This window comes from Knoellia terrae (genome assembly GCF_048606435.1).
Lineage (GTDB): Bacteria > Actinomycetota > Actinomycetes > Actinomycetales > Dermatophilaceae > Knoellia > Knoellia terrae.
Genome location: NZ_JBMBWH010000010.1, coordinates 20,755 through 46,379 on the forward strand (window position 1 = coordinate 20,755; position 25,625 = coordinate 46,379).

Annotated in this window: 26 protein-coding genes and 2 riboswitches; of the genes, 8 read left to right on the plus strand and 18 right to left on the minus strand. The window is 72.1% G+C overall.

Annotation, left to right across the window (positions count from 1 at the left end):
• Nucleotides 1-77: 77 nt before the first annotated feature.
• From ACOJV9_RS13590 to ACOJV9_RS13610, 5 genes are all read right to left on the minus strand, one after another.
• On the minus strand, nucleotides 78-452 hold the full coding sequence (locus ACOJV9_RS13590) for a universal stress protein (RefSeq protein WP_420185756.1): 375 nt from the start codon (nucleotides 450-452) through the stop codon (nucleotides 78-80).
• 92 nt (nucleotides 453-544) lie between these two features.
• On the minus strand, nucleotides 545-1,678 hold the full coding sequence (gene metX, locus ACOJV9_RS13595; protein WP_420185757.1) for a homoserine O-acetyltransferase MetX: 1,134 nt from the start codon (nucleotides 1,676-1,678) through the stop codon (nucleotides 545-547).
• Between the two features lie 14 nt (nucleotides 1,679-1,692).
• Nucleotides 1,693-1,802, minus strand: a riboswitch (SAM riboswitch).
• Between the two features lie 63 nt (nucleotides 1,803-1,865).
• Complete coding sequence (locus ACOJV9_RS13600) at nucleotides 1,866-2,942, minus strand: DUF4192 domain-containing protein (protein WP_420185758.1); 1,077 nt, start codon at nucleotides 2,940-2,942, stop codon at nucleotides 1,866-1,868.
• A 94-nt stretch (nucleotides 2,943-3,036) separates the two neighbouring features.
• The gene (locus ACOJV9_RS13605) at nucleotides 3,037-3,453 is read right to left on the minus strand and encodes a YkvA family protein (protein ID WP_420185759.1); all 417 of its coding nucleotides are present in this window, start codon (nucleotides 3,451-3,453) and stop codon (nucleotides 3,037-3,039) included.
• A 3-nt stretch (nucleotides 3,454-3,456) separates the two neighbouring features.
• Nucleotides 3,457-4,206, minus strand: coding sequence for an EcsC family protein (locus ACOJV9_RS13610; RefSeq protein WP_420185760.1), 750 nt, complete (start codon nucleotides 4,204-4,206; stop codon nucleotides 3,457-3,459).
• Nucleotides 4,207-4,337: 131 nt separating this feature from the next.
• On the opposite strand from ACOJV9_RS13610, the gene ACOJV9_RS13615 reads away from it, so the two are divergent.
• Complete coding sequence (locus ACOJV9_RS13615) at nucleotides 4,338-6,035, plus strand: DNA polymerase (RefSeq protein ID WP_420185761.1); 1,698 nt, start codon at nucleotides 4,338-4,340, stop codon at nucleotides 6,033-6,035.
• 91 nt (nucleotides 6,036-6,126) lie between these two features.
• Here the strand turns inward: ACOJV9_RS13615 and ACOJV9_RS13620 are convergent, their stop codons facing one another.
• The 5 genes from ACOJV9_RS13620 to ACOJV9_RS13640 form a co-directional block, all read right to left on the minus strand.
• Nucleotides 6,127-7,035, minus strand: a complete 909-nt coding sequence (locus tag ACOJV9_RS13620) for a proteasome assembly chaperone family protein (RefSeq protein ID WP_420185762.1) — start codon at nucleotides 7,033-7,035, stop codon at nucleotides 6,127-6,129.
• Nucleotides 7,036-7,225: 190 nt separating this feature from the next.
• Entirely contained in the window at nucleotides 7,226-11,128 is a 3,903-nt protein-coding gene (gene hrpA / locus ACOJV9_RS13625; RefSeq protein WP_420185763.1) for an ATP-dependent RNA helicase HrpA, read from the minus strand.
• Complete coding sequence (locus ACOJV9_RS13630) at nucleotides 11,097-12,308, minus strand: hypothetical protein (RefSeq protein WP_420185764.1); 1,212 nt, start codon at nucleotides 12,306-12,308, stop codon at nucleotides 11,097-11,099. The genes hrpA and ACOJV9_RS13630 overlap by 32 nt, the downstream gene beginning before the upstream one ends.
• Nucleotides 12,305-12,592 (minus strand): WXG100 family type VII secretion target, encoded by a 288-nt coding sequence (locus ACOJV9_RS13635; protein WP_420185765.1) that lies wholly within the window; start codon nucleotides 12,590-12,592, stop codon nucleotides 12,305-12,307. The genes ACOJV9_RS13630 and ACOJV9_RS13635 overlap by 4 nt, the downstream gene beginning before the upstream one ends.
• 61 nt (nucleotides 12,593-12,653) lie before the next feature.
• The gene (locus ACOJV9_RS13640) at nucleotides 12,654-13,991 is read right to left on the minus strand and encodes a bifunctional o-acetylhomoserine/o-acetylserine sulfhydrylase (RefSeq protein WP_420185766.1); all 1,338 of its coding nucleotides are present in this window, start codon (nucleotides 13,989-13,991) and stop codon (nucleotides 12,654-12,656) included.
• A 17-nt stretch (nucleotides 13,992-14,008) separates the two neighbouring features.
• A riboswitch (SAM riboswitch) is annotated at nucleotides 14,009-14,123 on the minus strand.
• A 75-nt stretch (nucleotides 14,124-14,198) separates the two neighbouring features.
• Between ACOJV9_RS13640 and mgrA the strand changes: the two genes are divergently transcribed.
• Nucleotides 14,199-15,245, plus strand: a complete 1,047-nt coding sequence (mgrA, locus tag ACOJV9_RS13645) for an L-glyceraldehyde 3-phosphate reductase (protein WP_420185767.1) — start codon at nucleotides 14,199-14,201, stop codon at nucleotides 15,243-15,245.
• Here the strand turns inward: mgrA and ACOJV9_RS13650 are convergent.
• Nucleotides 15,214-15,639 (minus strand): hypothetical protein, encoded by a 426-nt coding sequence (locus ACOJV9_RS13650; protein WP_420185768.1) that lies wholly within the window; start codon nucleotides 15,637-15,639, stop codon nucleotides 15,214-15,216. The genes mgrA and ACOJV9_RS13650 overlap by 32 nt on opposite strands.
• Nucleotides 15,632-15,994 (minus strand): hypothetical protein, encoded by a 363-nt coding sequence (locus tag ACOJV9_RS13655; RefSeq protein ID WP_420185769.1) that lies wholly within the window; start codon nucleotides 15,992-15,994, stop codon nucleotides 15,632-15,634. Before ACOJV9_RS13655 ends, ACOJV9_RS13650 begins: the two co-directional genes overlap by 8 nt.
• Nucleotides 15,995-16,065: 71 nt before the next feature.
• On the opposite strand from ACOJV9_RS13655, the gene ACOJV9_RS13660 reads away from it, so the two are divergent.
• Nucleotides 16,066-16,959, plus strand: coding sequence for an alpha/beta fold hydrolase (locus ACOJV9_RS13660; protein ID WP_420185770.1), 894 nt, complete (start codon nucleotides 16,066-16,068; stop codon nucleotides 16,957-16,959).
• A gap of 1 nt (nucleotide 16,960) precedes the next feature.
• Here ACOJV9_RS13660 and ACOJV9_RS13665 read toward each other — a convergent pair whose 3' ends face one another.
• Nucleotides 16,961-17,803 carry a TspO/MBR family protein gene (locus ACOJV9_RS13665; RefSeq protein ID WP_420185771.1) on the minus strand — a complete coding sequence of 281 codons (843 nt, stop codon included), beginning with the start codon at nucleotides 17,801-17,803 and terminating at the stop codon, nucleotides 16,961-16,963.
• 96 nt (nucleotides 17,804-17,899) lie between these two features.
• Between ACOJV9_RS13665 and ACOJV9_RS13670 the strand changes: the two genes are divergently transcribed.
• Complete coding sequence (locus ACOJV9_RS13670) at nucleotides 17,900-18,565, plus strand: cobalamin B12-binding domain-containing protein (RefSeq protein WP_420185772.1); 666 nt, start codon at nucleotides 17,900-17,902, stop codon at nucleotides 18,563-18,565.
• On the plus strand, nucleotides 18,562-19,167 hold the full coding sequence (locus ACOJV9_RS13675) for an acetamidase/formamidase family protein (RefSeq protein WP_420185857.1): 606 nt from the start codon (nucleotides 18,562-18,564) through the stop codon (nucleotides 19,165-19,167). The genes ACOJV9_RS13670 and ACOJV9_RS13675 overlap by 4 nt, the downstream gene beginning before the upstream one ends.
• Nucleotides 19,168-19,209: 42 nt before the next feature.
• On the opposite strand, the gene rocD is transcribed toward ACOJV9_RS13675, so the two are convergent.
• The 3 genes from rocD to ACOJV9_RS13690 are packed head-to-tail and all read right to left on the minus strand — an operon-like array spanning nucleotide 19,210 to nucleotide 21,782.
• Nucleotides 19,210-20,442 (minus strand): ornithine--oxo-acid transaminase, encoded by a 1,233-nt coding sequence (rocD, locus tag ACOJV9_RS13680; protein WP_420185773.1) that lies wholly within the window; start codon nucleotides 20,440-20,442, stop codon nucleotides 19,210-19,212.
• 49 nt (nucleotides 20,443-20,491) lie between these two features.
• Nucleotides 20,492-21,172 (minus strand): pyridoxamine 5'-phosphate oxidase, encoded by a 681-nt coding sequence (pdxH, locus tag ACOJV9_RS13685; RefSeq protein WP_420185774.1) that lies wholly within the window; start codon nucleotides 21,170-21,172, stop codon nucleotides 20,492-20,494.
• A gap of 43 nt (nucleotides 21,173-21,215) precedes the next feature.
• The gene (locus tag ACOJV9_RS13690) at nucleotides 21,216-21,782 is read right to left on the minus strand and encodes a DinB family protein (protein ID WP_420185775.1); all 567 of its coding nucleotides are present in this window, start codon (nucleotides 21,780-21,782) and stop codon (nucleotides 21,216-21,218) included.
• 140 nt (nucleotides 21,783-21,922) lie between these two features.
• Between ACOJV9_RS13690 and ACOJV9_RS13695 the strand changes: the two genes are divergently transcribed.
• Nucleotides 21,923-22,879, plus strand: a complete 957-nt coding sequence (locus tag ACOJV9_RS13695; RefSeq protein WP_420185776.1) for an NYN domain-containing protein — start codon at nucleotides 21,923-21,925, stop codon at nucleotides 22,877-22,879.
• A 67-nt stretch (nucleotides 22,880-22,946) separates the two neighbouring features.
• Here ACOJV9_RS13695 and ACOJV9_RS13700 read toward each other — a convergent pair whose 3' ends face one another.
• Nucleotides 22,947-23,666, minus strand: a complete 720-nt coding sequence (locus ACOJV9_RS13700) for a SprT-like domain-containing protein (protein ID WP_420185777.1) — start codon at nucleotides 23,664-23,666, stop codon at nucleotides 22,947-22,949.
• Nucleotides 23,667-23,751: 85 nt separating this feature from the next.
• Here ACOJV9_RS13700 and ACOJV9_RS13705 point away from each other — a divergent pair, with 85 nt between their 5' ends.
• Nucleotides 23,752-24,672, plus strand: a complete 921-nt coding sequence (locus tag ACOJV9_RS13705) for an oxygenase MpaB family protein (protein ID WP_420185778.1) — start codon at nucleotides 23,752-23,754, stop codon at nucleotides 24,670-24,672.
• Nucleotides 24,673-24,738: 66 nt separating this feature from the next.
• Here the strand turns inward: ACOJV9_RS13705 and ACOJV9_RS13710 are convergent, their stop codons facing one another.
• Nucleotides 24,739-25,206: a hypothetical protein gene (locus ACOJV9_RS13710; RefSeq protein ID WP_420185861.1), complete on the minus strand. Its 468-nt coding sequence runs from the start codon at nucleotides 25,204-25,206 to the stop codon at nucleotides 24,739-24,741.
• On the opposite strand from ACOJV9_RS13710, the gene ACOJV9_RS13715 reads away from it, so the two are divergent.
• Nucleotides 25,139-25,516 carry a DUF6318 family protein gene (locus ACOJV9_RS13715; protein ID WP_420185858.1) on the plus strand — a complete coding sequence of 126 codons (378 nt, stop codon included), beginning with the start codon at nucleotides 25,139-25,141 and terminating at the stop codon, nucleotides 25,514-25,516. The two genes, ACOJV9_RS13710 and ACOJV9_RS13715, sit on opposite strands and share 68 nt — an antisense overlap.
• The last annotated feature ends 109 nt before the right edge of the window (nucleotides 25,517-25,625 follow it).

Sequence of the window (25,625 nt, forward strand, 5' to 3'; positions counted from 1 at the left end):
TTCGAGGGGGGTCGCGGCGAGTTCCGTGCGGGTGGTCGGCGGGCGGTGGACGGTCCGGCGACCGGTGCCGGGAGGGGTCAGCTCTTGACGGCGAGGACGGGGCAGGGTGCGTCGAGGAGAATGCGCTGCGCGTTGGACCCGAGGATGAGCTTGCCCACGGGGGTGCGACGGCGCAGACCGATGACGATGAGGTCGGCGGAGAGCTCCTCGGCCACGGCGATGAGGTCCTCGGCCGGCTCGTTGCCGCGGATGAGCTGGCGGACGCTCACCTTCACGCCCTGTGCCTTGAGGTCGTCGCCCAGGCGGTTGAGCTCCTCGGAGTCGTTGCCGGCGCCGTCCCGGTTGGAGTTGATCACGACGAGGTCAGCCCCGCGAAGGACTGCTTCCTCTCCGGCGCGGGCCAGGGCGGCAGCGCCTTCCTTGGTCGGGATGTATCCCACGACGATTGCCACGAGCGTCTCCTCTGTCTCAGGTCAGCCCCACCGGGCTCTTGCGTGGACGCTACCGGAGATTGTGACGCTTGACACGGACGCGGACGGCGACGTCAGCCGTGCTCCTCCGTCAGGGCGTCACGGATGATCTCGCCGACCCGCTCGATCTCGATGAGGAAGCCGTCGTGGCCGAAGCGCGACGTGACCCGGCGCAGGATGGTGCCGGGCCGAAGCGCCGCGATCTCTTCGGACAGCCGCTCCGGATAGAGGCGGTCGGTGTCGACCCCCGCCACGACGAGGCGGCCCGAGAAGGCTCCGAGCGCGGCGGCCACTCCCCCCCGACCCCGGCCGACGTCGTGGCTGTTCATGGCCTCGCTGAGGACGACGTAGGAGTTGGCGTCGAACCGTGCCGCGAGCTTGCCGGCGTGGTGGTCGAGGTAGGACTCCACGGCGTAGCGGCCCCCTCCGCCGAGGGGCTCCTCACCGGGTTGGGCGACACGGCCGAAGCGCTCCGCGAGCTCACCCTCGTGGCGGTAGGTCACGTGCGCGATCCGCCGGGCGATGCCCAGCCCGTCGGCGGGGACGACCCCGTGCGCGTAGTAGTCGCCGCCGTGGAAGTTCGGGTCGGCGCGGACGGCGAGCAGCTGGGGCTGGCACCAGGCGATCTGGTCGGCCGTCGCGTATGCCGTGGACGCCAGGACGATGCACGTCGCCACCCGGTCGGGGTGGCTGGTCGCCCACTCGACGGCGCGCATGCCGCCCATGGAGCCACCGAGCACCCCGGCCCACCGGCGGACGCCGAGCTGGTCGGCGAGGTGGGCCTCCACGCTCACCTGGTCGCGGATGGTGATGGCGGGGAAGCGGCTCCCCCACGGGAGCCCGTCGGGGGCGTCGCTCGACGGCCCGGTCGTGCCCTGGCAGCCGCCGAGCACGTTGCTCGCCACGACGAAGAAGCGGTCGGTGTCGAGTGGCCGGCCGGGGCCGATGAGACCGTCCCACCAGCCGGGGGTGGGGTGCCCGTTCCCGGCCGGGCCCTCGACGTGCGAGTCGCCGGTGAGGGCGTGCTCGACGAGGACGGCGTTGTCGGCGGCCTCGTTGAGGACGCCCCACGTCTCGTAGGCGACCGTGACCTCGGGCAGCAGCCCGCCCAGCTCGAGCGGGACCGCGCCGAGCGACGTGAACCGTCGCCGGCCCGGCAGGTCGCCGGGTCGCCAGAACGACGCCGTCGGGAGGTCGGTGATGGTCATCGGAGGTGCTCCTCGAGTCGCGCTTGCCCGTCGGTGCCGACGGACCGTGTCTTCACCCGGGGCACCCCACCGCGAGGAGGGTTGCCGCCCAGCAAGCCGGGGCTTGGCGCTGGGACTCATGACCTGCGTCGATTCTAGGTCCCCGGAGCCGCGCCGACCCAGTGCTGTCCGCACCGTGAGAGCGCCCTCAGGCGGCGACGTCCGACCACTGCCGTCGGGGGCGCACCTGGAACTCGATGATCCGCTCGAGATAGCCCGCGAGCGTGTAGCCCGGGTCGACGCGCAGGGCACGGCTCACGGCGTCACCGGCGATGGAACCGGTGCCGAGGCCCCACGCCACGCAGGCGGCGACGGTGCAGATCGCCGCAGCGTCGTGCGGACACTCGTCCGGCACGCGCCGAGCCACGGCCAGGAGGCGTTGGAGCACGGCGCGTGACCACGCCGCGCTGCGCACCGGCCCCGCCGGGGCGCTGGAGGCGAGCAGCATCGACGAGGCGTCGTCGACGAGGTCGAGCGGGAACATCACCGCCGACATCCAGGCGATGAGCGCGTCACGCCACGGCTTGTCGCGCAGCGAGCGGAGCATGGTCGCCACCTCCTCGTCGGTGGCGGCGAAGTCGTCACCACGAGAGGCCTCCGGAGCGAGGACCCGTGCCCACAGGTCCGCCACCCGCCCCGGGCCGTCGCGATCGACCCGGGCGGCATCGGCATCCAGCCGAGCCAGGGCGTCACCCACACCGGCGCTCGAGCCGGGGTCCTCGGTGACGAGGGCGCTGACGTCGTCGCGGCTGCGCAGCGGGGCGCTGCCGGTGGCGACCAGCTCGGCCACGGCGGGCACCGTCGAGGAGTCGGGCAGGGTGTGCCCCTCGGCGTGCTCGGCCCGGAGTCCGTCGAGCGAGCGCGGGGACGGGCGGCAGCAGGCGCCCCACCACGAGCCGTCGCGCACGACGACGTGGTCGATGACGCCCACGCCGGCCCCGGTGAGGCCCTCGTGCAGGCGGTGGCGCAGCGAGCGCGACTCCCCCGGCACCGACTCGTAGCCCACGAGCAGCGCCGCCTCGGGGCCCACCCGCCGCAGGCTCTCGAGGAGCTGGTCCGTGACATCAGCGACGTGACGCTCGTCGGGCAGGTCCGTGCGGGCGACCGGTCCGAGGGTCCTGCCCCGGACCATGGCGATGACGACGCACCGGTCCAGCTGGTGGCCGAGCTGGTGCGGCAGGACGGCGAGCATCTCGCCGGTGGTGCTGATCTTCACTGAGGTCATGGCCCCAGCGTCGGCAGCACCCGACCGACCCGGGAAGGGTCAGGTCAGGCGCCTGTGGAGGGCGGACGGCATACGGGCAGGGTGTGGACGGGCCTCACGCACGCGGCGAGGTGGAACCGCCGCTCGTCGAGTCGTCGACGACCTCGCCCGGCACGGAGGCACCGTGCCCCGACCCGCGACCGGTGGTCCGCTCCCAGGCGAGGAAGTCCTCGGTCTCGGTGACGATCTGGGCGGCCAGCCACGAGCCGACCACGGCGTCGTCGGCGAGCCCGAACGCGCCGAGCAGCGCCTCCGGGAGCAGGTCGACCGGCGACACGAGGTAGCCCGCAGCGCCCGCGATCATGAGGAGCCGGCCGATCGAGGTGCCGGTGTACTCGCCGCTGCGCACGGCCTGGACCAGCCGCGGGACGGCCTGGGCGCGCTCGACCATCGACGGTCCACCCGGGCGGGTCGCGATGCGCACGGCCGTGGCGAGGCTCTTGAACGTCGCGACCTTGGAGTACATCGCCATGGCTCAGGCCCCCGCGATCCGCGCCGTCGCCGTCGGGAACTCGCGGCGGGCGTTCTCGGAGATGCGCTTGATGAGCCAGCCGTCGAGGCCCGCGCCGACGATGCCGCCGACGATCGGGACGTTGCGCCCGAACCGGCTGAACGTCTTCCTGCCCGCCGTCGAGAGGAGGCGGAAGCCCACGGCCTTGTTGAGGACCATGAGGGCCGGACCGGGCAGCCGCTGCGCCGCGAGGTTGGTGAGCCGGCCGGTCGGCGAGACCATGCCGGCCTTGGCGAGCAGGTCGTCGGCGTCGGCGCCCACGAGCGTGAGGAGCACGGCGGTCCGGATCTGCGGTTGCGTGAGGTCGTGCCCTCGCAGGTGCGCGACGGCGGCCGTCATGCGCGTGGCGAGCAGGTAGAAGCCCAGCACGTTGGCCGGCAGCGCGACGGGCAGGGTGATGAAGCCACCCAGGCTCGTGACGAACCCGCCGGCGGCCGCGAGCTTGAGGTGGCTCTTGACGACGTCGTCGACGGCGGCCTCGACGTTGCCGCCGTTCTTCTTCAGCGCGGAGGCGGCGACCGAGGCGGCCGGGTCGAACGGGCCCTTGCCGTCGATGCCGCTGTCGAGGAGGTTCTCGACCATCTTGGTGGCGGAGCTGCCGAGGAAGCCCTGGTCCTGCGGGCCGGCCTGCGCCTGCTCGAGGGCGGTCCTGGTCTGCGCCACCTGCTCCTTGGCGACCTGAGCGTCGTCCTTGCCGAATCCGAAGAGTCCCACGGTGTCCTCCTGTGGCTCCCCGGTCCCACCGGGGTGCCGTTGCGAACTGCTGTCTGGCTCGATCCTGCCACGTCAGCGGGGTGCGAACCGGCCCGCGCGTCGCTGTCTCCGGCCTCACCTAGGCTTCGCCCATGGCCCATCCCGGCGGCGCCGCCGACCTCGTCGCTGCCGTCGTCCACGGTGGCCGCGCGGCCCTCATGGGCGCCGGCGTGAGCAGCGTCGGACCGGTCACGGACGTGGCCGCGCAGATGGCGGCTCTCGCTGTCGACTCCGGGCCGCGCTGGGTCTGGTGGTCCGCCAGGTATGCCGGCGAGCTGGTCCGCGCGGTCGGCTCGCCGCTCGCGCGCGTTTGGGACCTCGCCGAGGCGCACCGGGTGCTGCACGGCGGCTGGGCGGCGGAGCCGGGGCGCGTCTGGGCGGCGGCGCACGGGGTGGCGCTGGCGACGATGCCGGAGCCCTCGGCGGGTGACCTGTTCGACTTCTCGGCCGGCGACGAGGTGGGCCCCGACGACCTCGTCCGCCGGGACGGACACCTGCGGGCCGACGCGGCGTCGGGCTGGCTCGAGACCGACGAGCGGCTGCTGGCCTGGGCGGAGGCGGCGTTGACGTGCGCGGTCCGACAGCGCGACCGGGCGCAGCAGCTCGGCGCGCGGACCGTGGGGACGGTGCACTCGGAGTCCGCCGCGGCACTGATGTGCCTCGAGCTGGAGTGGGGCGGGCTGCCGGTCGACCGGCCGGCGATGGAGGCCCTCATCGCGGACTTCGCCGGGCCGCGGGCGTCGTCCGAGGCGGCAGAGGTGGCCGCTCGCCGCGAGCGCGACGCCACGGTGCTGCGGCATGTCTCCGGGCGCGAGTCGACCGACCTGCGCAACCCGCAGCAGGTGCGCGACATGCTGGTCGGCGTCGGGGTCGACGTGCCCCACACCCGCAAGTGGGTGCTCGAGGCCTATCGGCAGGTGCACCCGGTCGTCGACGCCCTCCTCGAGTGGCGCAAGGCCGAGCGCATCTCCACGACCTACGGCTACCGGTGGATCGATGAGTGCGTCGGCCCCGACGACCGGCTCCGTGGGAGGTGGAGCGCCTGCGACGGCGCGGCCGGACGGATGACCGCCGAGAACGGCCTGCACAACCTGCCGGCGGCGCTGAGGTCCGGGGTGGCGGCTCACCCCGGGCACGTGTTCGTGCGAGCCGACCTGGGGCAGATCGAGCCGCGCGTCCTCGCGGTGGTGTCCGGCGACCCGGCGTTCGCCGAGGCCACGCGGGCCGACGACCTCTATGCGCCGGTGGCCTCGCGGCTCGGGGTGGACCGGCCGGTGGCGAAGATCGCGGTGCTCGCCGCGATGTACGGCCAGCGCAGCGGCGCTGCCGGCGAGGCGCTCAAGGGGCTCGAGCGGGCCTATCCGGTGGCGATGGGGCTGCTCGACCGGGCGTACGAGACGGGGGTGCGGGGTGAGCCCCTGCGGACCTTCGGCGGGCGGCTCATCCCTACAGGGCGCTTCCTCGCGACGTCACCCGTCGGCGCCGACCCGGCGCTCGACGCCGCGCGAGGACGGTTCGCGCGCAACGCGATCATCCAGGGCGCCGCGGCCGAGCTGTTCAAGGCGTGGGCGGCGACGGTGCGGGCGCTCGGCGGGCCGCTCGGGGCCCAGATCGTGCTCTGCCTGCACGACGAGCTGCTCGTGCACGCGCCGGCCGACCGGGCCGACGAGGTCGCGGCTCTGGTCGACCGGGCGCTGGCCGACGCCTCGCGCCGGTGGGCGGCCGGGGCGCCGGTGCGCTTCGTCGCGGACACCTCGGTCATCTCGCGCTGGTCCGAGGCCAAGGACTGAGGCATCCCTCAGCCCGACTTCTTGCCCGTTGTGGTCGGCCACATCGTGCCGCGGCGACTCGGTGTGACCGCAACGGGCATGAAGTCGGGGGTCAGTCGTCGCTGACGTTGCGGAGGAACTCCTCGATGTCGGCGCCGAGCTCGTCCGCGGACGGGAGGTCCTCGGCCTCGGTCGCGAGCAGGCTGGGGCGCTCCTGGCCCTCGACGAACGCGTCGTACTGCTGCTCGAGCGCGCTGACGATCTGGCCGGCCTCGGCGTTGTCCTCCAGCTCGGAGGCGATCTCGCGGTTGTTGATCCCCGCCTTGGCGACGAGGTCGTCGTTGGGCAGGTTGAGCCCCGTGGCGTCGGTGATCGCGTTGAGCGCGGCCAGCGCGCCCTCGGCCCACTCGGCCTGCGCGAGGTACTGGGGCACGTGGACCGCGAAGCCCAGCGCGTCGCCCCCGGCCTCGCCGAGACGCAGCTCGAGCAGCGCCGGGAAGGACGCCGGGACCTGCACCGTGCCGAACGGCGACTCCTTGTCGTGCACGAGGCGGGGGTCCGTCGCGTGGGCGGTCATGCCGACCGGGCGGGTGTGCGGCACGCCCATCGGGATGCCGTGGCTCGTGACGACGAGCGTGACGCCGAGGACCCGGATGAGCTGGCGGATCGCCTCGATCGTGCGCTCCCACTGGAAGTCCGGCTCGGGACCGGTCAGCAGGTAGTAGGTCTGCCCGTCGCGGTCGGCCATGCGGTAGAGCACCATCGACGGGTCGGCGTAGCTCTCCCAGTGGTTGCGGTCGAAGACCATGGCCGGGCGGCGGCCGCGGTAGTCGAGCAGCGCGTCGACGTCGAACGTCGCGACGACCTCGGCCTCGCTCGTGTCGACGAGGTGGGTGCCGAGGATGCGCTGGATGTTGCCGGCGTCGATGAAGGCGCCGAGGAGCACGATGAGCGCGCCCGGACGCCGCGTCGGCGGCTGGGCATCGATCTCGAAGCGATAGAGGTCAGACGGGTTCTGCACGGGAACAGCCTCTCAGGGGGGTCACGTGTCTGGTCAAACGTGCCGGTCGTCGCGGAGATTCCCCCGGGCGGCCTGCACGTCGGCGAAGTCGGGCACGGGCACGCCGTCGAAGGCATGGCTCACGAGGCCGGGGCGGGCGGGCTCCGGCGGCGTCGGTCCTGGCGTCCCTGGCGTCCCCGTCGTCACCGGCTCAGCGTGCCACGGCCGCGATGGCATTGCGGATGCGCTTCTCGCTCACCGGGTGCGCGGTCCCGAGCGACTGCGCGAACAGGCTGACGCGCAGCTCCTCGATCATCCAGCCGATCTCGCTCACCTCCGGCGCGCGCCCGGCCGTCTGCGGCAGCGCGTCGAGGAGGTCGGCGTATGCCGTCTCGATCCCGTCGACCTGTGCCTGCAGCTGCGGTTCGCGCGCGTTCGCCGGCGCCTTTTGCAGCCGCTGCATCATCGCCCGGAGGTAGCGCTGCAGGTGCGGGAGCCGGGCCATCCCGCTGTCGGCGACGAACCCCGGCCGGATGAGTCCGTCGAGCTGGGCGCGGACGTCAGCGCTGGTCAGGGCCAGGGTGCGAGCAGCGGCGCCGGCGTCGATTGCGTCGAGGTGGCGGCGCACCTCGGCGGCCAGGGCGAGCACCGGCTCGACCGCCTCGATGACCTGCAGCACGCGGGTCACGACGTGGGTGCGGACGGCGGTGTGGGCGTCCTCGAACTGGGCCCTGGTGCGCACCTCTCCCCCGGCCTGCTCGGCCACGATCGAGTCCACGGCCGCGGCGAGGCAGTCCTCCAGCAGCGCGGGCACGGAGCCGTGCGGGTTCTGGCCGAGCGCCAGCTTCTGCGCGTTGGTCAGCCTGGCCAGGACCCGCTTCCACGGCGCGGAGGTGTTGAGCAGCAGGAGCCGGCGCACCCCCGCGCGGTGTGCGGCCTCGGCCGTGCCCGCGTCGTCGAGCACGCGCAGCGAGACCGACGTGCCCTCGTCGACGAGCGCCGGGAAGCCTTGGACGGTGTGTCCGCCCGAGCGCCCCTCGAAGGTGCGAGGGACGTCCTCGACCGTCCACGCCGTCAGCCCGGAGCGCTCGATCGACGCCCCGGCCTTCGCGAGGCGCTGGCGGACGGCGCCCTGCGAGGTGGGCCGCAGGGCGTCGAGGTCCTTGCCGCGGGCGATGAAGCGCCCGCCCGGCCCCTCGACGGCGAAGGTGGGTCGCAGGTGGTCGGGCACCCGGTCCCAGTCCCACTCGTGGGTCGGGATGGCGACGCCGGTCCGGTCCCTGAGCACCCGGGCGAGCTCGTCGGTGAAGGGTCGGCCCGCGCCGGGGTCGGCGCCGGCCAGCGCGGCTCGGGCATGGTCGGGCGTCGGCACGAAGTGGCGGCGGGTGGCCTTGGGCAGCGACTTGAGCAGCGCCACCGCGAGGTCCTCGCGCAGCCCCGGCACCTGCCAGTCGAAGCCGTCGGCGCTGACCCGGTTGAGGACCGCCGTCGGGATGTGGACGGTCACGCCGTCGGCGGCATCCCCCGGCGAGAACTGGTAGGTGAGGTCGAGCTCGAGGTCGCCCTGCCGCCACGTGCGCGGGTAGTCACCGGCCGACACGGCGTCCGCGTCCTCGCGGGTGAGGAGCTCCTCGGTGAAGGTCAGCAGGTCCGGCCGTCTGCGCTGCTCGCCCCTCCACCACCTGTCGAAGTGCCGGACGGAGGTGACGTCGGGTGGGATGCGGGCGTCGTAGAAGGCGAAGACGACCTCGTCGTCGACGATGAGGTCGCGGCGGCGGGCGCGTTCCTCGAGCTCCGAGAGCCGTTGCAGCAGCGCGGTGTTGGCCTTCCAGAACCTGTGGTGAGTGTCCCAGTCACCCTCGACGAGGGCGTGCCGGAGGAAGAGCTCGCGTGCCTCCTCGGGGTTGATCCGGGAGTACTGCACGGTGCGGTCGACGACGAGCGGGACGCCGTAGAGGGTCACCCGCTCCGAGGCGATGACCGCGCCCGCCGACTTGGACCAGCGCGGCTCCGAGACCGTGCGCTTGACGACGTGGGCGCCCAGCTCCTCCGCCCAGAGCGGGTCGATGGCGGCGTTGACCCGGGCCCACAGGCGCGTGGTCTCGACGAGCTCGGCAGCCATGACGACGTCGGGCTGCTTGCGGAACAGGCCGGACCCCGGGTTGATGGCGAAACGCGAACCGCGCGCGCCTGCATACTCCCGCTTCTGCTCGTCCCGGACGCCGACGTGCGAGAGGAGACCCGCGAGCAGCGCCTGGTGGACGCGGTCCCAGTCGGGCTCACCGTCCTTCGGGGCGGTCGAGAGCTCGGGGTCGATGCGCGCCTGACGGCACGCCGAGCGGAGCTGCTGGTGCAGGTCCTGCCACTCGCGGATCCGCAGGTAGTGGAGGAACTCGGCCTTGCACATCCGGCGGAAGGCGCTGCTGGACAGTGCCTTCTGCTGCTCCTTGAGGTAGCGCCAGAGGGCGTGGAAGCCGGCGAAGTCCGAGGTCTCGCTCTTGAAGCGCGCGTGGTGCTGCTGGGCCTGCGCCTCCTTGTCGACCGGCCGCTCGCGCGGGTCCTGGATCGACAGCGCGGCGACGATGACGAGGACCTCCTTGGTGCAGCCGAGCCGCTCCGCCTCGATGAGCATCCGCCCAAGGCGCGGGTCGAGCGGCAGCCGCGCCAGGGTCTTCCCGTATGCCGTGAGCCGCCTCTCGCCACGCCTGCCCTGCCCTTCGCGCAGGGCGTGCAGCTCCTCGAGCAGCCGGACGCCGTCGGCGATCTGCTTGGCGTCGGGCGCGTCGACGAACGGGAAGCGGGCGATGTCACCGAGTCCGAGGGAGGTCATCTGGAGGATGACCGAGGCGAGCGAGGTCCGCAGGATCTCGGGCTCGGTGAACTCGGGCCGGGACTCGAAGTCCTCCTCCGAGTACAGCCGGACCGCGATGCCGTCCGCCACGCGCCCGCACCGGCCGGAGCGCTGGGCGGCGCTGGCCTGCGAGATGGGCTCGATCGGCAGACGCTGGACCTTGGTGCGCTGGGAGTAGCGGGAGATGCGCGCGGTGCCGGTGTCGATGACGTAGCCGATGCCGGGCACCGTTAGGGAGGTCTCGGCCACGTTGGTGGCGAGGATGATCCGTCGCCCGCTCCCCCGCCGGAAGACGCGGTGCTGCTCGGCGGCGGAGAGGCGCGCGTAGAGCGGAAGGATCTCGGTGCGGGGCAGGTTCATGCCGCCGAGGGCGTCGGCGGCGTCGCGGATCTCGCGCTCCCCGGAGAAGAACACGAGGATGTCGGTCGCGCTGTGCCCGGGCGGGGTCTCGGTCCACAGCTCCTCGACGGCGTCGCAGACCGCGGTGACCTGGTCGCGCTCCTCGGTCACCTCGCCGCCCTCGGCCCGCTCGACCAGCGGGCGGTAGCGGACCTCGACGGGGTAGGTGCGGCCGGAGACCTCGATGACGGGGACCTCGCGCACGACGGTGCCGCGCAGGTCGGTCGAGAAGTGCCGGGCGAAGCGGGCCGGGTCGATCGTCGCCGAGGTGATGACGACCTTGAGGTCGGGGCGGCGCGGCAGCAGCGACTTGAGGTAGCCGAGGATGAAGTCGATGTTGAGCGAGCGCTCGTGCGCCTCGTCGATGATGATCGTGTCGTAGCGGCGCAGGTCGCGGTCGCGCTGCATCTCGGCGAGCAGGATCCCGTCGGTCATGACCTTGACGCGCGTGCGGTCGCTGCTGTGGTCGGTGAAGCGCACCTGGTAGCCGACGAGCTCGCCCAGCTCGACGTCCATCTCCTCGGCGATGCGCTCGGCGACCGAGCGGGCGGCGATGCGGCGAGGCTGCGTGTGACCGATCTGGCCGGTGCTGCCGAGGCCGAGCTCGAGGCACATCTTGGGGATCTGGGTGGTCTTGCCCGAGCCGGTTTCACCAGCGATGACGACGACCTGGTGCCCGCGCAGCGCGGCGAGGATGTCGTCGCGTCGCTCGACGACGGGGAGCTGCTCGGGATACCTCAGCACGGCGGGGTCGACGGGGCCGCGCCCGTCCGACCCCCGCTCGACGGAGCCGTCGGTGACGACTCCTCCCTGACCTCGCTCCGGCACGCGCTCAAGGATAGGTCGCCGGCCGGCGTGCCTCATCCGGCTTCGGGGCGCCCGCGGCGGTGGCGGCCTCCTTGACCTTCGGCAGCGTCCGCTCGAGGGTCACGCCGGCGACGAACATGCGCTGTGCGCCCGCTCCCCCGGCGGTGGCGGCGCGCCAGTCGTCGAGGAACGCCTCGTCGGCCCGGCGGCGGGCGGTGGCCATGGTGTGGGCGCGCCAGACCTGCGCCTTCTGACCGGACGTCAGGTTCTTCGTCGACCTCATGGGCTCGAGGGCAGGAAGGGGCACGACCATCCGGCTGGGGCCGCCGGAGGGGTCCAGCGTGCGGGCGAGGTTCGGTCGGGCCCGGTGCAGCTCGTCTCGCACGCCGGTGCCGAGCCTTCGCGGGGTGGACAGCTCCTCACCGACGTGGCCCCGGGTCCGGCCGTCCAGGTCGGAGGTGGCCCGGGAGCTGGCCACGGCTCCGGCCTTGAGCCCCCTGGCGCCGACGCCGAGGGCACGCACCCCGGCGTCGACGCCGACCTGCTTCCAGCTGCCCTCGCCGTAGAGCACGAGCAGGCCGACCTGGCCGGCCGTGCCCAGGACGTCCGCTGCGGCACCCAGCGCGGCCGTCACCGAGGTCCGTCGCGCCGCCGGAGGCATGGCCGCCAGCTCCTGTGCGCCCTCGTCGGCCGCGGCCAACGCGGAGTAGTGCCACGGGTCGTCGAGGATGTCGTCCGCCAGTGCCCGGAGTCGTCGGGCCAGGTGCCGGTCCGCGTCCCGGAAGTCGTCCCGGGCGCGGGCGTGCGCTCGCTCGGCGTCCAGCGCCTGCTCCATCACCTCGCCCTGCCGGCGCCGGACGGCATCGGCGGCCACCGGGTCGGCCTGCACGGCGACGGCCTGGTCCTCGAGTCGGCGGAGGTCTTCGAGAGCGTCGGAGTGTCTCCCACTCGCGGCCAGGGCATGGCGTTGGGCCAGCTCGAGCGCATCGGCGAAGGTCGTCAGCGCGAGGGCGGCACCGGCATACCGGTCGATGAGGGCGTCGACCACGGGAGGTGACCCGTGCACCGCAGCCTCGAAGACCTCACCAGCCGGGCTGTCCCACGACGCACCGGCCCTGATGCCGGTGAGGACGCCGTTGACCTGCGCGAGCCGGCCGGCACCGGAGCGCAGGGAGTGGGCGAGCGCGCGGACCGACTCGGGGTCGCCCTCGACCGGCGGAAGGACCCGGTCGGTCACCGGGTCGGCCCGCCGAACATCCGCCCGACATCCGACTCGGTCTCGACGTAGGCGGTCCCGGCCGCCTGCGCCTTGTCGCCCAGGTCGCGCAGCGCCTCTGCCAGGGCCAGCCGGTTGCGGCGCCACCCTGACAACAGGTGGTCGAACGCGTCGGAGGCCTCGCCGCCGCCGAGTGCCCAGCGGTCGACCGAGCCGTCGTGGGTCATCTCCAGGCCGTGTGCGACCTCACCGAGCGAGACCCCGAGCGCCGCGATGACGTCGGCGCCGATCTGCATCCTCGTCATCACTCGACGGTAGAGCGACCGGCGCCTCCGCCAGCGACGTTGTCCACAGACCCGGCGAGGGTCAGGCGCCCTTGGCGGCCACGAAGCCGAGCTCGAGGTCGGCGAGGATGTCGTCGATGTGCTCGATGCCGACGGACAGCCGAACGAGCCCGGGGGTCACGCCCGCTGCGAGGCGGTCCTCGTCGCCACCCTGCGAGTGCGTCGTCGACGCCGGGTGGATGACGAGCGAACGGACGTCACCGAGGTTGGCGACGTGCGAGTGCAGCTGGAGTGCCTCGACGAACCGACGGCCAGCGTCCGCCCCACCTGCGATCTCGAACGCGAGGACCGCGCCGGAGCCCTTCGGGGTGTACTTCGCGGCCAGCTCGTGGAACGGGTCCCCGGGGAGCGAGGCCCAGCGCACCGACTCGACCTGCTCGTGCCCGTCGAGGAAGCGCGCGACGGCGTGGGCGTTCTCGAGGTGCCGGTCGATGCGCAGACTGAGGGTCTCGATGCCCTGGGCGATGAGGAACGCGTTGAAGGGCGCCACCGCCGGCCCGAGGTCGCGCAGCAGCTGCACCCGAGCCTTGAGGATGTAGGCGAGGTTGGCGCCGAGCGCCCCACCGACACCGAGGTCCCGGGCGAAGACCAGCCCGTGGTAGCTCTCCTCGGGCGTGTTGAAGTTCGGGAACTTCTCGGGGTCGGCCCCGAAGTCGAAGGTCCCACCGTCGACGATGACGCCGGCGATCGTCGTGCCGTGACCGCCGAGGTACTTCGTCGCCGAGTGCACGACGATGTCGGCACCCCACTCGAGCGGTCGCAGCACGTAGGGCGTCGCGACGGTGTTGTCGACGATGAGCGGCACGCCCACCTCGTGGGCGATGGCCGCGACCGTCTCGATGTCGAGGATCTCGACCCGGGGGTTCGAGACCGTCTCGCCGTAGAACAGCTTGGTGTTGGGGCGCACCGCTGCTCGCCACGACTCGGGGTCCGTGGTGTCCTCGACGAACGTCACCTCGATGCCGAACTTCGGCAGCGTGTACTTGAGCAGGTTGAAGGTGCCGCCGTAGAGCGACGGCGACGCGACGACGTGGTCGCCGGCCTCGGCGATGTTGAGGATCGCGATCGTCTCCGCCGCCTGGCCGGAGGCGACGAGCAGCGCACCGACACCGCCCTCGAGCGAGGCGATGCGCTGCTCGACGGCGTCCTGCGTCGGGTTCATGATGCGCGTGTAGATGTTGCCGAACTCCTTGAGCGCGAACAGGTTCGCCGCCTGCTCGGAGTCCTTGAAGACGTAGGAGGTCGTCTGGTAGATCGGCAGGGCCCGCGCGCCGGTGGCGGCGTCCGGGGCCTGTCCCGCGTGGATCTGACGGGTCTCGAAGGACCAGTTCGGGGTCGCGGGGGTGGCGTCGTCGGTCATGGTCGTGCTCCTCGTGTGTGCCGAGCTTGCGGCCGCCGGTCGACGTGCCGCCAGGTCCTCACCCGGGGCACCCCACCGCGGTAGGAGGGTTGCCGGCCAGCGAGCCGGGGCTTGTCGCTGGCACTCATGACCTGCGACCACGGTAGCCAACGACGCCCACCCCTCGACATCGTCGTCCCGCATCGTGGACCCGGGCATGATGGGCGCATGACCTTCCACGCCGACGAGTACCAGGCCGCCCCCGACCGCTACGAGGCAGGTATGCCGTACCGCCGGGTCGGGCGGTCCGGTCTCGACCTGCCCGCGATCTCGCTCGGCCTGTGGCACAACTTCGGTGACGACGTCCCGCTCGAGCGCCAGCAGGCGATCCTGCGCCGGGCGTTCGACAAGGGGGTCACCCACTTCGACCTCGCCAACAACTACGGACCGCCCTACGGCTCCGCGGAACGCAACTTCGGCACGCTCTTCGCCCGCGACTTCCGCCCCTACCGCGACGAGCTCGTCATCAGCTCCAAGGCCGGCTACGACATGTGGCCCGGCCCCTACGGGCAGGGCGGTGGTGGCCGCAAGTACGTCCTCGCCAGCGCCAACCAGTCGCTGAAGCGCATGGGACTCGACTACGTCGACATCTTCTACAGCCACCGCTTCGACGAGACCACGCCTCTCGAGGAGACGATGGGCGCACTGGACTCCCTCGTGCGACAGGGCAAGGCGCTCTACGTCGGCATCTCGTCCTACTCCGGCCCGCGCACCCGCGAGGCGGTGGAGATCCTCCGCGAGCTCGGCACGCCCCTGCTCATCCACCAGCCGTCCTACTCGATGCTCAACCGCTGGGTGGAAGAGGACCTGCTCGACGTCCTCGGCGAGACCGGAGTCGGCTGCATCGCCTTCTCCCCGTTGGCCCAGGGAATGCTCACGAGCAAGTACCTCAAGGGCATCCCGGAGGGCTCACGCGCCTCCCAGGGCAAGAGCCTGTCGCCCGACCTGCTCACCGAGGAGTCGCTCACGCACGTCCGCGCGCTCAACGCGATGGCGGAGAAGCGAGGCCAGTCGCTCGCGCAGATGGCGCTGGCCTGGGCGCTGCGCGACGACCGGGTCACGTCGGTCCTCGTCGGCGCGTCCAGCGTCGAGCAGCTCGACGACAACCTGCTCGCGGTCGAGAACCTCGGCTTCAGCGACGCGGAGCTCGAGGCCATCGACCAGCATGCCGTCGAGGCCGGCATCAACCTCTGGGCGACGTCCTCGACGGGCTGACGGCGCGCACGCGGTTGAGCCACCAGATCCCGAGAACCGGCAGGACCAGCGGAACGAAGCCGTAGCCCGAGCCGAAGTGCGACCAGACGGTCTTGTCCGGGAAGGCGTCGGGGACGGCATACGACAACGTCCCGACGACGAGGACCCCGACGAGCTCCACGGTGCAGGCGAGCAGGGCGACGCGGGTGCTCGCGCGGTCCCCGCGCGCCATGCCCACGGTCGCCACGACGTAGATGAGGGCCGCGAGCGCCGACAGCAGGTAGGCGAGCGGCGCGCGGGAGAAGTACTCGACGATCTGGAGGATCGAGCGTCCCGTCGCGGCGAGCGCCAGCACGCCGTAGACGGCGACGAGGATGCGGCCCGGGCCCTGGGCGGAGTGCAGGCGCTCAGGCATGGAGGTCCCAGATCTGCTGCAGCCGCAGCGTCATGACGGCCACGGCGAAGGCACCCACCGCGACCGCGCTCATGGCCCAGCGCGTCTTGTCCTTGATGGCACCCCAGAGGGTGAGGGCGAGGACGAACGGCAGGGAGACGAGGTATGCCGCGAACGTCGCCTTGCGCTCCCCCGTGTCGAGCTCGCCGATGCCGACGAGGCCGCGGACGAGCTGGACGAGCACGCCGAGCTCGACGAGGGCGGCCAGGCCGAGCAGCCAGTCGTTGATGAGCCTGTCTAACAGTGCGTAGCCGAGGGCGACGACGGCAAGCAGCATCGCGGCGGCGACGAGACCCTGGGTCAGCGGGAGCAGCACGAGGCAAAAGCCTACGTCGCGTGCACCACCCCCTCGGTTACCGGCCGGTTCGGCGGTGGTTGGATGCCCGTATGACCTCCGCAGAGATCGGCGACGTGCGGATCGAGTACGTCATCGACGGACCCGACGACGGCGAGCCGATCCTGCTCATCATGGGCATGGGTGCCCAGCTCGTGGCATGGCCGCCGGACTTCGTCGAGATGCTCGTGGACCGCGGCTTCCGGGTCGTCCGCTACGACAACCGCGACCAGGGGCTGTCGACCTTCACCGAGACTCCGCCGCCGACCCGTGGCGCCGTCGCCAAGGGCCTGGCCGCGCGCCGGTGGGCCATCGCCGACTACACGCTGAGCGACCTCGCCGACGACGCCGCCGGGCTGCTCGACCACCTCGGCCTCGCGTCGACCCACGTCGTCGGCGTGTCCATGGGCGGGATGGTCGCGCAGGAGCTGACCCTGAAGTACCCCGAGCGGGTGCGGTCGCTGACCTCGATCATGTCGAACACCGGGCACCGCCGGCACGGGCGGACGTCGGCGCGGCTGCTGCCGGCCCTCATGCGCCAGATCCGTGCCGCAGCGCCGGTGACGCGCGAGGAGGCCATCGAGCGCGGGGTGCAGGCCTTCCGCGTCATCGCCGGTCAGGACTTCGACGAGGTCGAGATGCGCAGGATGGCCGAGGCCCACGCCGCTCGCGGCGCCGCGACGCCGGTGAGCCGCGACCGCCAGCTCAACGCGATCAACGCCTCCCCCGACCGGACGGCGCGGCTGGCCGAGGTCACCGTTCCGACGCTCGTCATCCACGGGCTCATGGACCAGCTCGTCCTGCCCAGCGGCGGTGTCGCGACGGCCCGCGCCATCCCCGGGTCGCGGCTGCTGCTCTTCCCCGAGATGGGGCACGACCTGCCCCGGGGCCGGCGCGAGGAGATCGCCGAGGCGATCACCCAGAACGCCCACCGCGCCCACGCCTGAGTCAGTGGATGGCTGAGTCCGACTGCACGGGCTCGGCGTCCCGGGAGCCGGCGCTGCGCGACTCCCGAAGGCCGCGCACGGTGAGCACGACCGCGCCAGCGGCGACGGCGAGCGCGGCGACCAGGGCCGCGGCGCCGACCACCGTGGAGCGCGGCTCGTCGCCGACGCGCCCCCACGCCAGCCACGAGAGCCCCCACACGACGGCGGCGGCGACACCCAGCCGGGTGGGCACGAGGCGCAGCAGCGCCACCACGAGGGCCACGACGACCACCAGCGCAACGAGGGCCACCGCGACCGCCGCCGGACCCTCGGTGAACCGGAAGCCGCTGCTCGCGAGGGCCGCGGCCACGTTGGCGAAGGTCGCGACGGCGACCCAGCCGAGGTAGAGCCCGACGGTGAGGCGCACGATCCACGTCCCGACCGGGTCCGCGGCGTCGTCCGGCGTGCAGGCCAGGTCCAGGGCCAGCCGCGCGAGCACCCCGAGGAGCGCGAGGATGACGAGCACGCTGACCCAGATCCAGCCCTGCTGGGTGACGAGCAGCCACGCCGCGTTGAGGACCATCGACGCGGCGACGAGCCACCCGGTGCGCCGCGCGAGCTCGCTGCGCCCGGCCCCGGGCAGCCACTGCCACACGGTGTAGGCGGCGAGCCCGACGTAGATGACCGACCAGATCGAGAACGCCGGACCGGCCGGCGCCAGCAGGGTCGCGTCCGCGGACAGGGATCCGCCCGAGGACTCCTCGACGCGCGTGCCGATCACCCCGACCCCGACGAGCGTGCCGAGAACGCAGAAGATCTCAGCGAGGGTGACGCCGGTCTGCCTGGTGCGGTCCGATGACGTCATGGCCCCACCCTGCCACCTCCACCCCGGAACGGCCTGAGGTCTACCCGCTCCACGGCATAACCGCAGGTGAGCGCCGAAAGCGCCTACACTTCGGGAGTGACCCTGCCTTCCCCGGCGTCGACCTCGGTCGACGCGATGCTTGCCGCCGCCCACACCATGGACGAGCGCGCGCTGCGCGCCGAGCTCCGTGACCGGGCTCGCGACCTCGGCGTGGACGTCGTCGTGACCGACGTCGTGCTGCCGTTCCTCAACGCCGTGGGACGTGCGTGGGAGCGCGGCGACTGCTCCGTCGCGACCGAGCAATTCGCCAGCCAGGTGGTCCGGTCGTGGCTCACCGGGGCCGCTCAGTCCGACGCCCCCACGGCCACCCTCACCACGGACCCCGTCGTGCTGGCCTGCCCGCCCGGCGAGCGGCACGACCTCGGGCTGCTCTGCTTCCACGTCCTTCTCGTGGGAGCCGGAGTGCCGTCCCGCTTCCTCGGGTCCGACACCCCCCTGCCCGGACTGGCCGACGTGTGCCGGGTCGTCGGGGCGTCCGGTGTGATCGTGGCCGCCACCCGTCGACGGGTGTTCGAGGCGCACGGCGGTGCGCTGAGGGTGCTGGCCCGCCACTACCCGCTCGCCATCGGAGGAGCCGGTGCCGATGCCGACCTCGCCCAGCGCGTCGACGCCACCCTCCTTCCGGCCGACATGCGCCGGTCCGTCGCACAGGTCGTCCGCTGGCACCGCGGCGACGCCGTCGGCCTGACCGTCTCGGCCTGACCCACCTCCCGGGTCGTCCCTCCCCCGAGTTTGCGCACCCCGGCGGGGTAGGTGGGCGTCGCGCCCGCCGCGGGCGAGACCATCATGTCGATCACCCCGTCCGCGCATGGCGGCAACTGGACACCCCGGAGATCCGGCAGGGCGTCACGCTCTACCTCCCCGTGAGCGTCCCGGGTGCGCAGCTCGCCCTCGGGGACGGCCACTGCCGGCAGGGTGAGGGCGAGGTCTGCGGCACGGCGGTCGAGGCCGCGATGAACACGACCATCGTCGTGGACGTCGTCAAGGGTGCCCAGCTCGGCTGGCCGCGCGTCCAGAGCGACGACGCCATCATGTCCACCGGGTCGACCCGGCCGCTCGAGGACGCCTTCCGCGCGAGCCAGCACGACCTCGTCACGTGGACGTCGCAGCTCACCGGGCTCGACCTTCTCGACGCGCTCCAGCTCGTCAGCCAGGCGGGCCTGGCGCCCGCCGGGAACGTCGTCGACACCAACTACACGATGGTGGCGAAGCTCCCGACGGCCGTCCTCAACGGTGCGACCGTCTACGACGGCATGCACGAACGGCTGGCCGAGATCGGGCGCGAGCACCTCACGCACCGCTGAGGCGTATGCCGTCCGCGCGCCTCGCGCGCGCTGGCCTGGCGGTCAGCCGGTGAGCGAGTCCGTGACGGCCTGGACGAGCAGGTCGACCTCGTCCTCGGTGATGACGAGCGGCGGGGCGAGGCGGATCGTCATGCCGTGGGTGTCCTTGGCGAGGATGCCGCGCTCCATGAGGCGCTCACACAGCTCCCGTCCGGTGGGACCGCCCGGGGTGACGTCCAGCCCAGCCCAGAGTCCGCGCACCCGCACCGCGTCGAGCCCGTTCCCGACGAGAGGCTCGAGGCCTTCACGCAGTCGCTGACCCAGCCGGCGCGCGCGGTCCTGGAACTCGCCGGTGGCGAGCAGACGGCATACCTCGTGTCCGATCGCGGCAGCGAGCGGGTTCCCACCGAAGGTGGAGCCGTGCGAGCCGGGCGTGATGACGCCGAGGACGTCGCTGTCCGCCGCGACGGCGGAGACCGGGTAGAGCCCGCCGCCGAGTGCCTTGCCGAGGATGTACATGTCGGGGACGACCTCCTCGAGGTCGCACGCGAAGGTCGTGCCGGTGCGCGCGAGACCCGACTGGATCTCGTCGGCGACCATGAGGACGTTCTCCTCCGAGCAGAGCGCACGCAGCTCGCGCAGGAAGCCCTCCGGCGGGACGACGACGCCGCCCTCACCCTGGATCGGCTCGAAGAGGACCGCGACGGTGAACTCGTCGATCGCGGCGCGCAGGCTGTCGATGTCGCCGTAGCGGACGGCGCGGAAGCCCGGGGTGTAGGGGCCGTAGTTGTCGTGCGCGACCTTGTCGTCGGAGAAGCTGATGATCGTCGTCGTGCGGCCGTGGAAGTTGCCCTCCATGACGATGATGTTGGCCTGGTCCTCGGGCACGCCCTTGACCTCGTAGCCCCAGCGGCGGCTGACCTTGATCGCCGTCTCGACGGCCTCGGCGCCGGAGTTCATCGGGAGGACCATGTCCTTGCCGGTGAGCTCGGCGAGGGCCTGCGCGAACGGGCCAAGCTGGTCGTTGAAGAACGCGCGGCTCGTGAGCGTCAGGGTGCCGACCTGCTGGCGGGCGCGCTCGACGAGCTGCGGGTGGGAGTGGCCGAAGTTGAGCGCGGAGTAGCCGGCGAGGCAGTCGAGGTAGCGCTTGCCGTCGACGTCGGTGACCCACGCGCCCTCACCGCTCGCGAGGACGACGGGCAGCGGGTGGTAGTTGTGCGCCGCGTACCGCTCGGTCGTCTCGATGTGCTGCTCGGTGCTTCCGGCCGGGGTGGTGCCGGTGTGCTCAAGCGTCATGTCGGTGCTGCTCCTTCGTCGGTGGTCCGTTCAGGGTAACGGCGCCCGGTCAGGGCTGACGACGCCCGAGGGTCCACGCATGGGGGTCGTCGAGCGAGCCCATGCCGGCGCGGGTGAAGACGAGGCGGTCGTGCAGCCGGTTGCGCCGCCCGCCCCAGAACTCGACCTCGTCGCAGACGACCCGGTAGCCGCCCCAGAAGTCCGGGAGGGGCACGTCGTCCGGCTGTCCCCTGTCGGGCCAGCGGGCGGCATACGTCTCGTATGCCGTCTCGAGCTCTGCGCGGGACGTCACCGGCTGCGACTGGCGCGAGGTCCAGGCGGAGATGCGCGAGCCCCACGGTCGGCTGGCAAAGTAGGTCGCGACCGCGTCGCGGTCGAGGAGCTCGGCGCGGCCGCGGAAGCGGATGGCGCGGTACATCGACGGCCACGTCAACGAGGCGGCCGCGGCGGGGTTGGCGGCGAGCTCGATGCCCTTGGTGGAGTCGGTGTTGGTGAGGAAGCCGGGGCCGCGCTCGTCGAAGAAGCGCATGAGGACGGTGCGCACGTTGGGCACTCCGTGGGCGTCGACCGTGGCGACGGAGAGGGCGTGCGGCTCGGGGACGTCGTCGCGCACCCGTGAGCGCTCGACGGCCTCGCCGACCCAGCGCTGCGCCTGCTGCCAGGGCGTGGGCGCGACGTCCTCCTCGGAGAGGCCCTCGCCGTCGTAGTCCACCCGGGTCACGTCGCTCATGGGCCGAGCATAGAAGTGGGTGGGAACCCACGTGCGGGGTGCGTCAGTCGCGCGGTTGTCGGCCGGCGAAGGCGGCGAGGCGGTCCTGCACCGAACGGTCGTCGTCGACGTGCACCTCAGGTTTGAAGACGCCGCTGCGGTTCTCGGGGGTGAGGTTGTTGCTCATGAAGGCGAGCGCGTGCGTGGCGACCTCGTCGTCGAGGAGGCGCGAGCTTCCGATCGAGGTGGCCAGGTCCCACGAGTGGACGGCGAACTCGGGCAGCGCCGCACTGGACGAGGCGTCACCGTCCTGCGAGCGCAGGTGCTCGAGCAGCTCGTCAGCGCCTGATCGGAAGTCCGCAGCGGGGTTCTCGCCCAGAGCCGGCGGGTGGGCCCAGTCGACGTCCTTGCCGGAGAACATGTCGACGAAGTTCCGCGGTGACGCGACGACGTGCTGGACCAGCTGGCCCACCGTCCAGTCCGCGCAGGTCGAGGGCTGGTCGTACTGGTCGGGCGACACCTCCTCGAGCAGTCCCGCGGTCTGGTCGATCGCGCGCGAGAGCAGGGCGACGACGTCGGGCTGGGTGTCCATGACGAACCTTCCTCCGGGTGACGCGTTGATGCTCGTCACGCTAGCGATGGGATCGGACACCGTCGAGCGCTCCTGCCACTCCGTCACCCGAGGCGTCTTCCTCCTGCGCTTCCTCCCCGGCGTGGCCGTGTTGGCGCCGGTCCGCGCCCGACCCTGCAGCCGGCCATAGGGTCGGCCCCATGTCAGACAGCTCCCGGGTCGCGGTCTACCTCGACTTCGACAACATGGTCATCTCCCGCTACGACAACCTGCACGGAGACGGCTCGTGGCGGCGCGACAACGCCCGTGACCACGCGCCCGGTGGCGGCGAGGTCGCCGCGAAGCGCCTGGCCGAGGCGATGGTCGACGTGGGCGCGATCATCGACTACGCGTCGTCCTTCGGGACCGTGGCACTGACCCGGGCCTACGCCGACTGGTCGGTGCCGGCCAACGCCGCCTACCGGAGCCAGCTCGTCGACAGGGCGGTGGATCTCGTCCAGCTCTTCGCCACGTCCGGCACCAAGAACGGGGCCGACATCCGCCTGTCGATCGACTCGGTCAACGACCTCGTGGATCACGCGGACCTGACACATGTCGTGGTCGTGGCAGGTGACTCGGACTACATCGCGTTGGCGCAGCGCTGTCGGCGAATGGGCCGGTTCGTCGTCGGGATCGGGGTCACCGGGTCGACGAGTCGTGCCCTCGTGGCTGCCTGTGACGAGTTCAGCGACTACAGCGACCTGCCCGGCGTGCGGACCATCGTGCCGGCGAAGCAGGCGGAGGCTGCTGCCCACACCCCCACGCAGGGTCTGGCGAACGCGAGCGGCGCCACCAAGGCTGCGGCCAAGAAGGCGGGCACCACGAAGGCTGCGGCGAAGAAGGCCGCACCGGCGGCCGCCAAGGTTCCGACCAAGGCGGAGAAGGCGAGTGCCAGGGCGACCGAGCTGTTGGTCCGGGCGATGCGCGTCGGGATGGAGAAGAGCGACGACGGGTGGCTGTACCTGTCAGCGGTGAAGACGCAGATGCAACGCATGGACTCGACCTTCAAGGAGAAGTCGCTCGGACACTCCTCGTTCCGCGCCTTCGTCGAGGCACAGGGCAACCTCCTCGATTTCCAGGCCAACGACAACGGGCAGCTGACCGTCCGGCTGCGTTGACCGCGGTCGCCGTCCGAGTCCGACGGCAGCCACCGACGCGGTCGCCCTCAAGCTCGTGGCATCGTCATCAGCTGGCCACGGCGTGGGCCGTCTCGAGCGCGTCGTTGGGGACGGCATACAGCTCCTCGCCGACGCGGACCTGGCTGCGCGTCGCGAAGGCGGCCTCGACCTCGCCGACGGCGCCGCGCAGCGGACCGGCGGTGACAATACGCACCACCGACCCGAGCGCGGGGGCCGGAACGGTCCGAGACGGAGCCACGCCGACGTGACCACCCAAGGCCTCCAGCTCGGCGCGGTAGGCCTGACCCATGGCGACCCGCCGCCCGCGGTAGGTCCACGAGATGACTGAGGAGGCGTCGAAGGTGCCACTGCACCGGGAGCAGCTCAGCACCCGGGTCGGACGGCGATGACGCGTCGACACGTGGCCCTGCGGGCACACACCTCGCCAGGGGCCCTCGACCCGAGGTGCGTGCGACGGCACGGTGCGCTCCCCCGAGCAGCCGATCTCGACGGCCTTTGCTCGCCACACCTCGTCATGACCGTGGAAGGGCCCGACGAGGGCGTGCGCGATCTCGTGCAGGATCGTGTCGCGCACCTCCGTCTCGTCGTGCAGGCGGGTGAGGTCGGCGCTGAGCGAGATCGTGTGCGTGCTGAACCGGCAGACGCCGGCACGCGTCTTGGCACGGTCGGTGCGGATGCTCCAGTCGCCCAGCCCGTGCTCGCGCAGCAGGCGGCGCCCGAGCGTGAGGGCTGCGGGAATCTCCATGGCGACGATGCTGCCAGCCACCACTGACAGTCCTCCTTGACGCGCTCCCAGCCGCTTGTCAGCCTGGGTGTATAGGGTTTGTCCTACCCTGCCCGAGGAGTGTGGAATGACCAGCCGCGACGACACGAGCGCGAACCTTGACCGGTGGGACGCCCGCGCCCGGACCCAGCTCGCCCACGCGCTGCGTTCCCGCGTGGCCGGGGAGGACGCCGCCGCCAAGGCACGCGTGATCTGGGGCGCCGAGGGTGAGCGCTGGTTCACGCCGGAGGACCCGATCTGGCGCGTGCACGCGGACGCGGCGATGTTCCCGGGCGGGATTCGGGCGCTCCTGCTCCAGTCCCTTCACCCGCTGGCCATGGCCGGCGTCGCGGGGCACTCCGGGTTCAAGGGTGACCCGTGGGGGCGTCTGCAGCGCACCAGCGAGTTCCTCGCGACGACGACGTTCGGGACGATCGAGCACGCGGAGGAGCTGATCACGCGGGTGCGCTCCATCCACGAGCGCGTGCGCGGCAAGGCCGCGGATGGGCGTCCGTATGCCGCGAGCGACCCGCACCTGCTGCGCTGGGTGCACATCACCGAGGTGGACAGCTTCCTCACGGCGTTCCAGCGGTATGCGTCCGAGCCGCTCACGGATGCCGAAGCGAATCTCTACGTCGAGCAAGCGGCGGTCGTCGCCCGGCGCCTGGGTGTCGCGGACCCTCCGCTGACGACCGCGGGACTGGCAGCGATGATCGAGTCCTACTGGCCGGAGCTCGAGTCCACTCCTGCGTCGCGGGAAGCGGCCCGGTTCCTGCTGCTCCACCCGCCGCTCCCCCTGGCCGCCAAGGCCGGGTATGCCGCCCTGGCTGCCGGCGCCGTCGCCCTGCTCCCGCGGTGGGCCCGTCGGCCGTTGCGGCTCCCGTGGCTGCCGGTGACCGAGATGGTGCTCGCGCGGCCCCTCGGGGATGCGGCGACGGCGACGGTCCGATGGGCGATGGCTGACCCGGCCGACGTCCGCACGGTGGCGGAGCAGGCCCGCGCCCGCTGAGCCCGGGCTGGGGATAACTCCGCGGCCGAGTTCGAGGCTTTCGACACACTCGGTGTCGTGAGACCTTCAGACGTGCGCGCGCAACGCCTTCGCTGCGTCTACCGACCCTGCGCTCGAGTGGCGGAACCCGTCGCAGTCCCTACTCTTGATGGCAGAACACGATGCCTCGGGGCGCATGGTCGTCTGCGCGGTACCGCACGACGGAGGGTTCCGCACGATGAAGTCACGCACACGCCGGTCGTATGCCGTGTCCGCCGCCACCGTTGCCACGCTCGCTCTCGCTGGTTGCAACGGCGGTGGCGAAGGTGCGACGGCCGCTCCCACGCCGACGATCTCGTCGCCGTCGCCATCGGCATCGCCGAGCAGCGCCTCACCGTCGCCCTCTGTCTCTGCGAGCCCCAGCGCGTCCGCGTCTCCCTCGATCGACATCCCTGCAGCAGCCCGCGCCAACACCGACGCCGGCGCCATCGCCTTCGTCCGTTTCTGGTTCGACCAAGTCAACACAGCCTTCATGACCCCGGATCCGAAACTCATCCCACAACTGTCTTCGCCGACCTGCAGGAGCTGTTCCAATCTGGCGGACAATCCGGTCCAGTACGCCGCGAAGGGGCACCGCGTGACGCCAGCACCATTCAAACCTCTCGTCGACATCAAGTCGATGGGCGCCGACCCGCTCGGGCAGCACCGCGTGAGCTTCACGCTAAGTCAGAACGCCGTGACCGTCGTTGACTCAACTGGGGTGGCCGTTGAGAAACAGAAGGCAAGTTCGGCGGCACGTGTCGCGCTACTTAGCCGAAAGGGGGACCAATGGCTGATGGAGGGATTGGCCGCACCTCAGTCCTGACTATTGCGTTGACGCTCTGGGCTCTTGTTTCACCGGCGATTGCTACCGCCAACGATCCGTCATTTCTTGGCGAGACTGACGATGACGGAGCTGCAGTTAACGGGCTCTC

Excerpts from the sequence above, each read along its gene's own strand:
- metX (WP_420185757.1), bottom strand. The coding sequence starts at position 1,678 with ATGACCATCACCGACCTCCCGACGGCGTCGTTCTGGCGACCCGGCGAC.
- ACOJV9_RS13600 (WP_420185758.1), bottom strand. The coding sequence starts at position 2,942 with ATGACCTCAGTGAAGATCAGCACCACCGGCGAGATGCTCGCCGTCCTG.
- ACOJV9_RS13605 (WP_420185759.1), bottom strand. The coding sequence starts at position 3,453 with ATGGCGATGTACTCCAAGGTCGCGACGTTCAAGAGCCTCGCCACGGCC.
- ACOJV9_RS13615 (WP_420185761.1), top strand. The coding sequence starts at position 4,338 with ATGGCCCATCCCGGCGGCGCCGCCGACCTCGTCGCTGCCGTCGTCCAC.
- hrpA (WP_420185763.1), bottom strand. The coding sequence starts at position 11,128 with ATGAGGCACGCCGGCCGGCGACCTATCCTTGAGCGCGTGCCGGAGCGA.
- ACOJV9_RS13635 (WP_420185765.1), bottom strand. The coding sequence starts at position 12,592 with ATGACGAGGATGCAGATCGGCGCCGACGTCATCGCGGCGCTCGGGGTC.
- ACOJV9_RS13640 (WP_420185766.1), bottom strand. The coding sequence starts at position 13,991 with ATGACCGACGACGCCACCCCCGCGACCCCGAACTGGTCCTTCGAGACC.
- mgrA (WP_420185767.1), top strand. The coding sequence starts at position 14,199 with ATGACCTTCCACGCCGACGAGTACCAGGCCGCCCCCGACCGCTACGAG.
- ACOJV9_RS13650 (WP_420185768.1), bottom strand. The coding sequence starts at position 15,639 with ATGCCTGAGCGCCTGCACTCCGCCCAGGGCCCGGGCCGCATCCTCGTC.
- ACOJV9_RS13660 (WP_420185770.1), top strand. The coding sequence starts at position 16,066 with ATGACCTCCGCAGAGATCGGCGACGTGCGGATCGAGTACGTCATCGAC.
- ACOJV9_RS13665 (WP_420185771.1), bottom strand. The coding sequence starts at position 17,803 with ATGACGTCATCGGACCGCACCAGGCAGACCGGCGTCACCCTCGCTGAG.
- rocD (WP_420185773.1), bottom strand. The coding sequence starts at position 20,442 with ATGACGCTTGAGCACACCGGCACCACCCCGGCCGGAAGCACCGAGCAG.
- pdxH (WP_420185774.1), bottom strand. The coding sequence starts at position 21,172 with ATGAGCGACGTGACCCGGGTGGACTACGACGGCGAGGGCCTCTCCGAG.
- ACOJV9_RS13695 (WP_420185776.1), top strand. The coding sequence starts at position 21,923 with ATGTCAGACAGCTCCCGGGTCGCGGTCTACCTCGACTTCGACAACATG.
- ACOJV9_RS13705 (WP_420185778.1), top strand. The coding sequence starts at position 23,752 with ATGACCAGCCGCGACGACACGAGCGCGAACCTTGACCGGTGGGACGCC.
- ACOJV9_RS13710 (WP_420185861.1), bottom strand. The coding sequence starts at position 25,206 with ATGAGTTTCGGATCCGGGGTCATGAAGGCTGTGTTGACTTGGTCGAAC.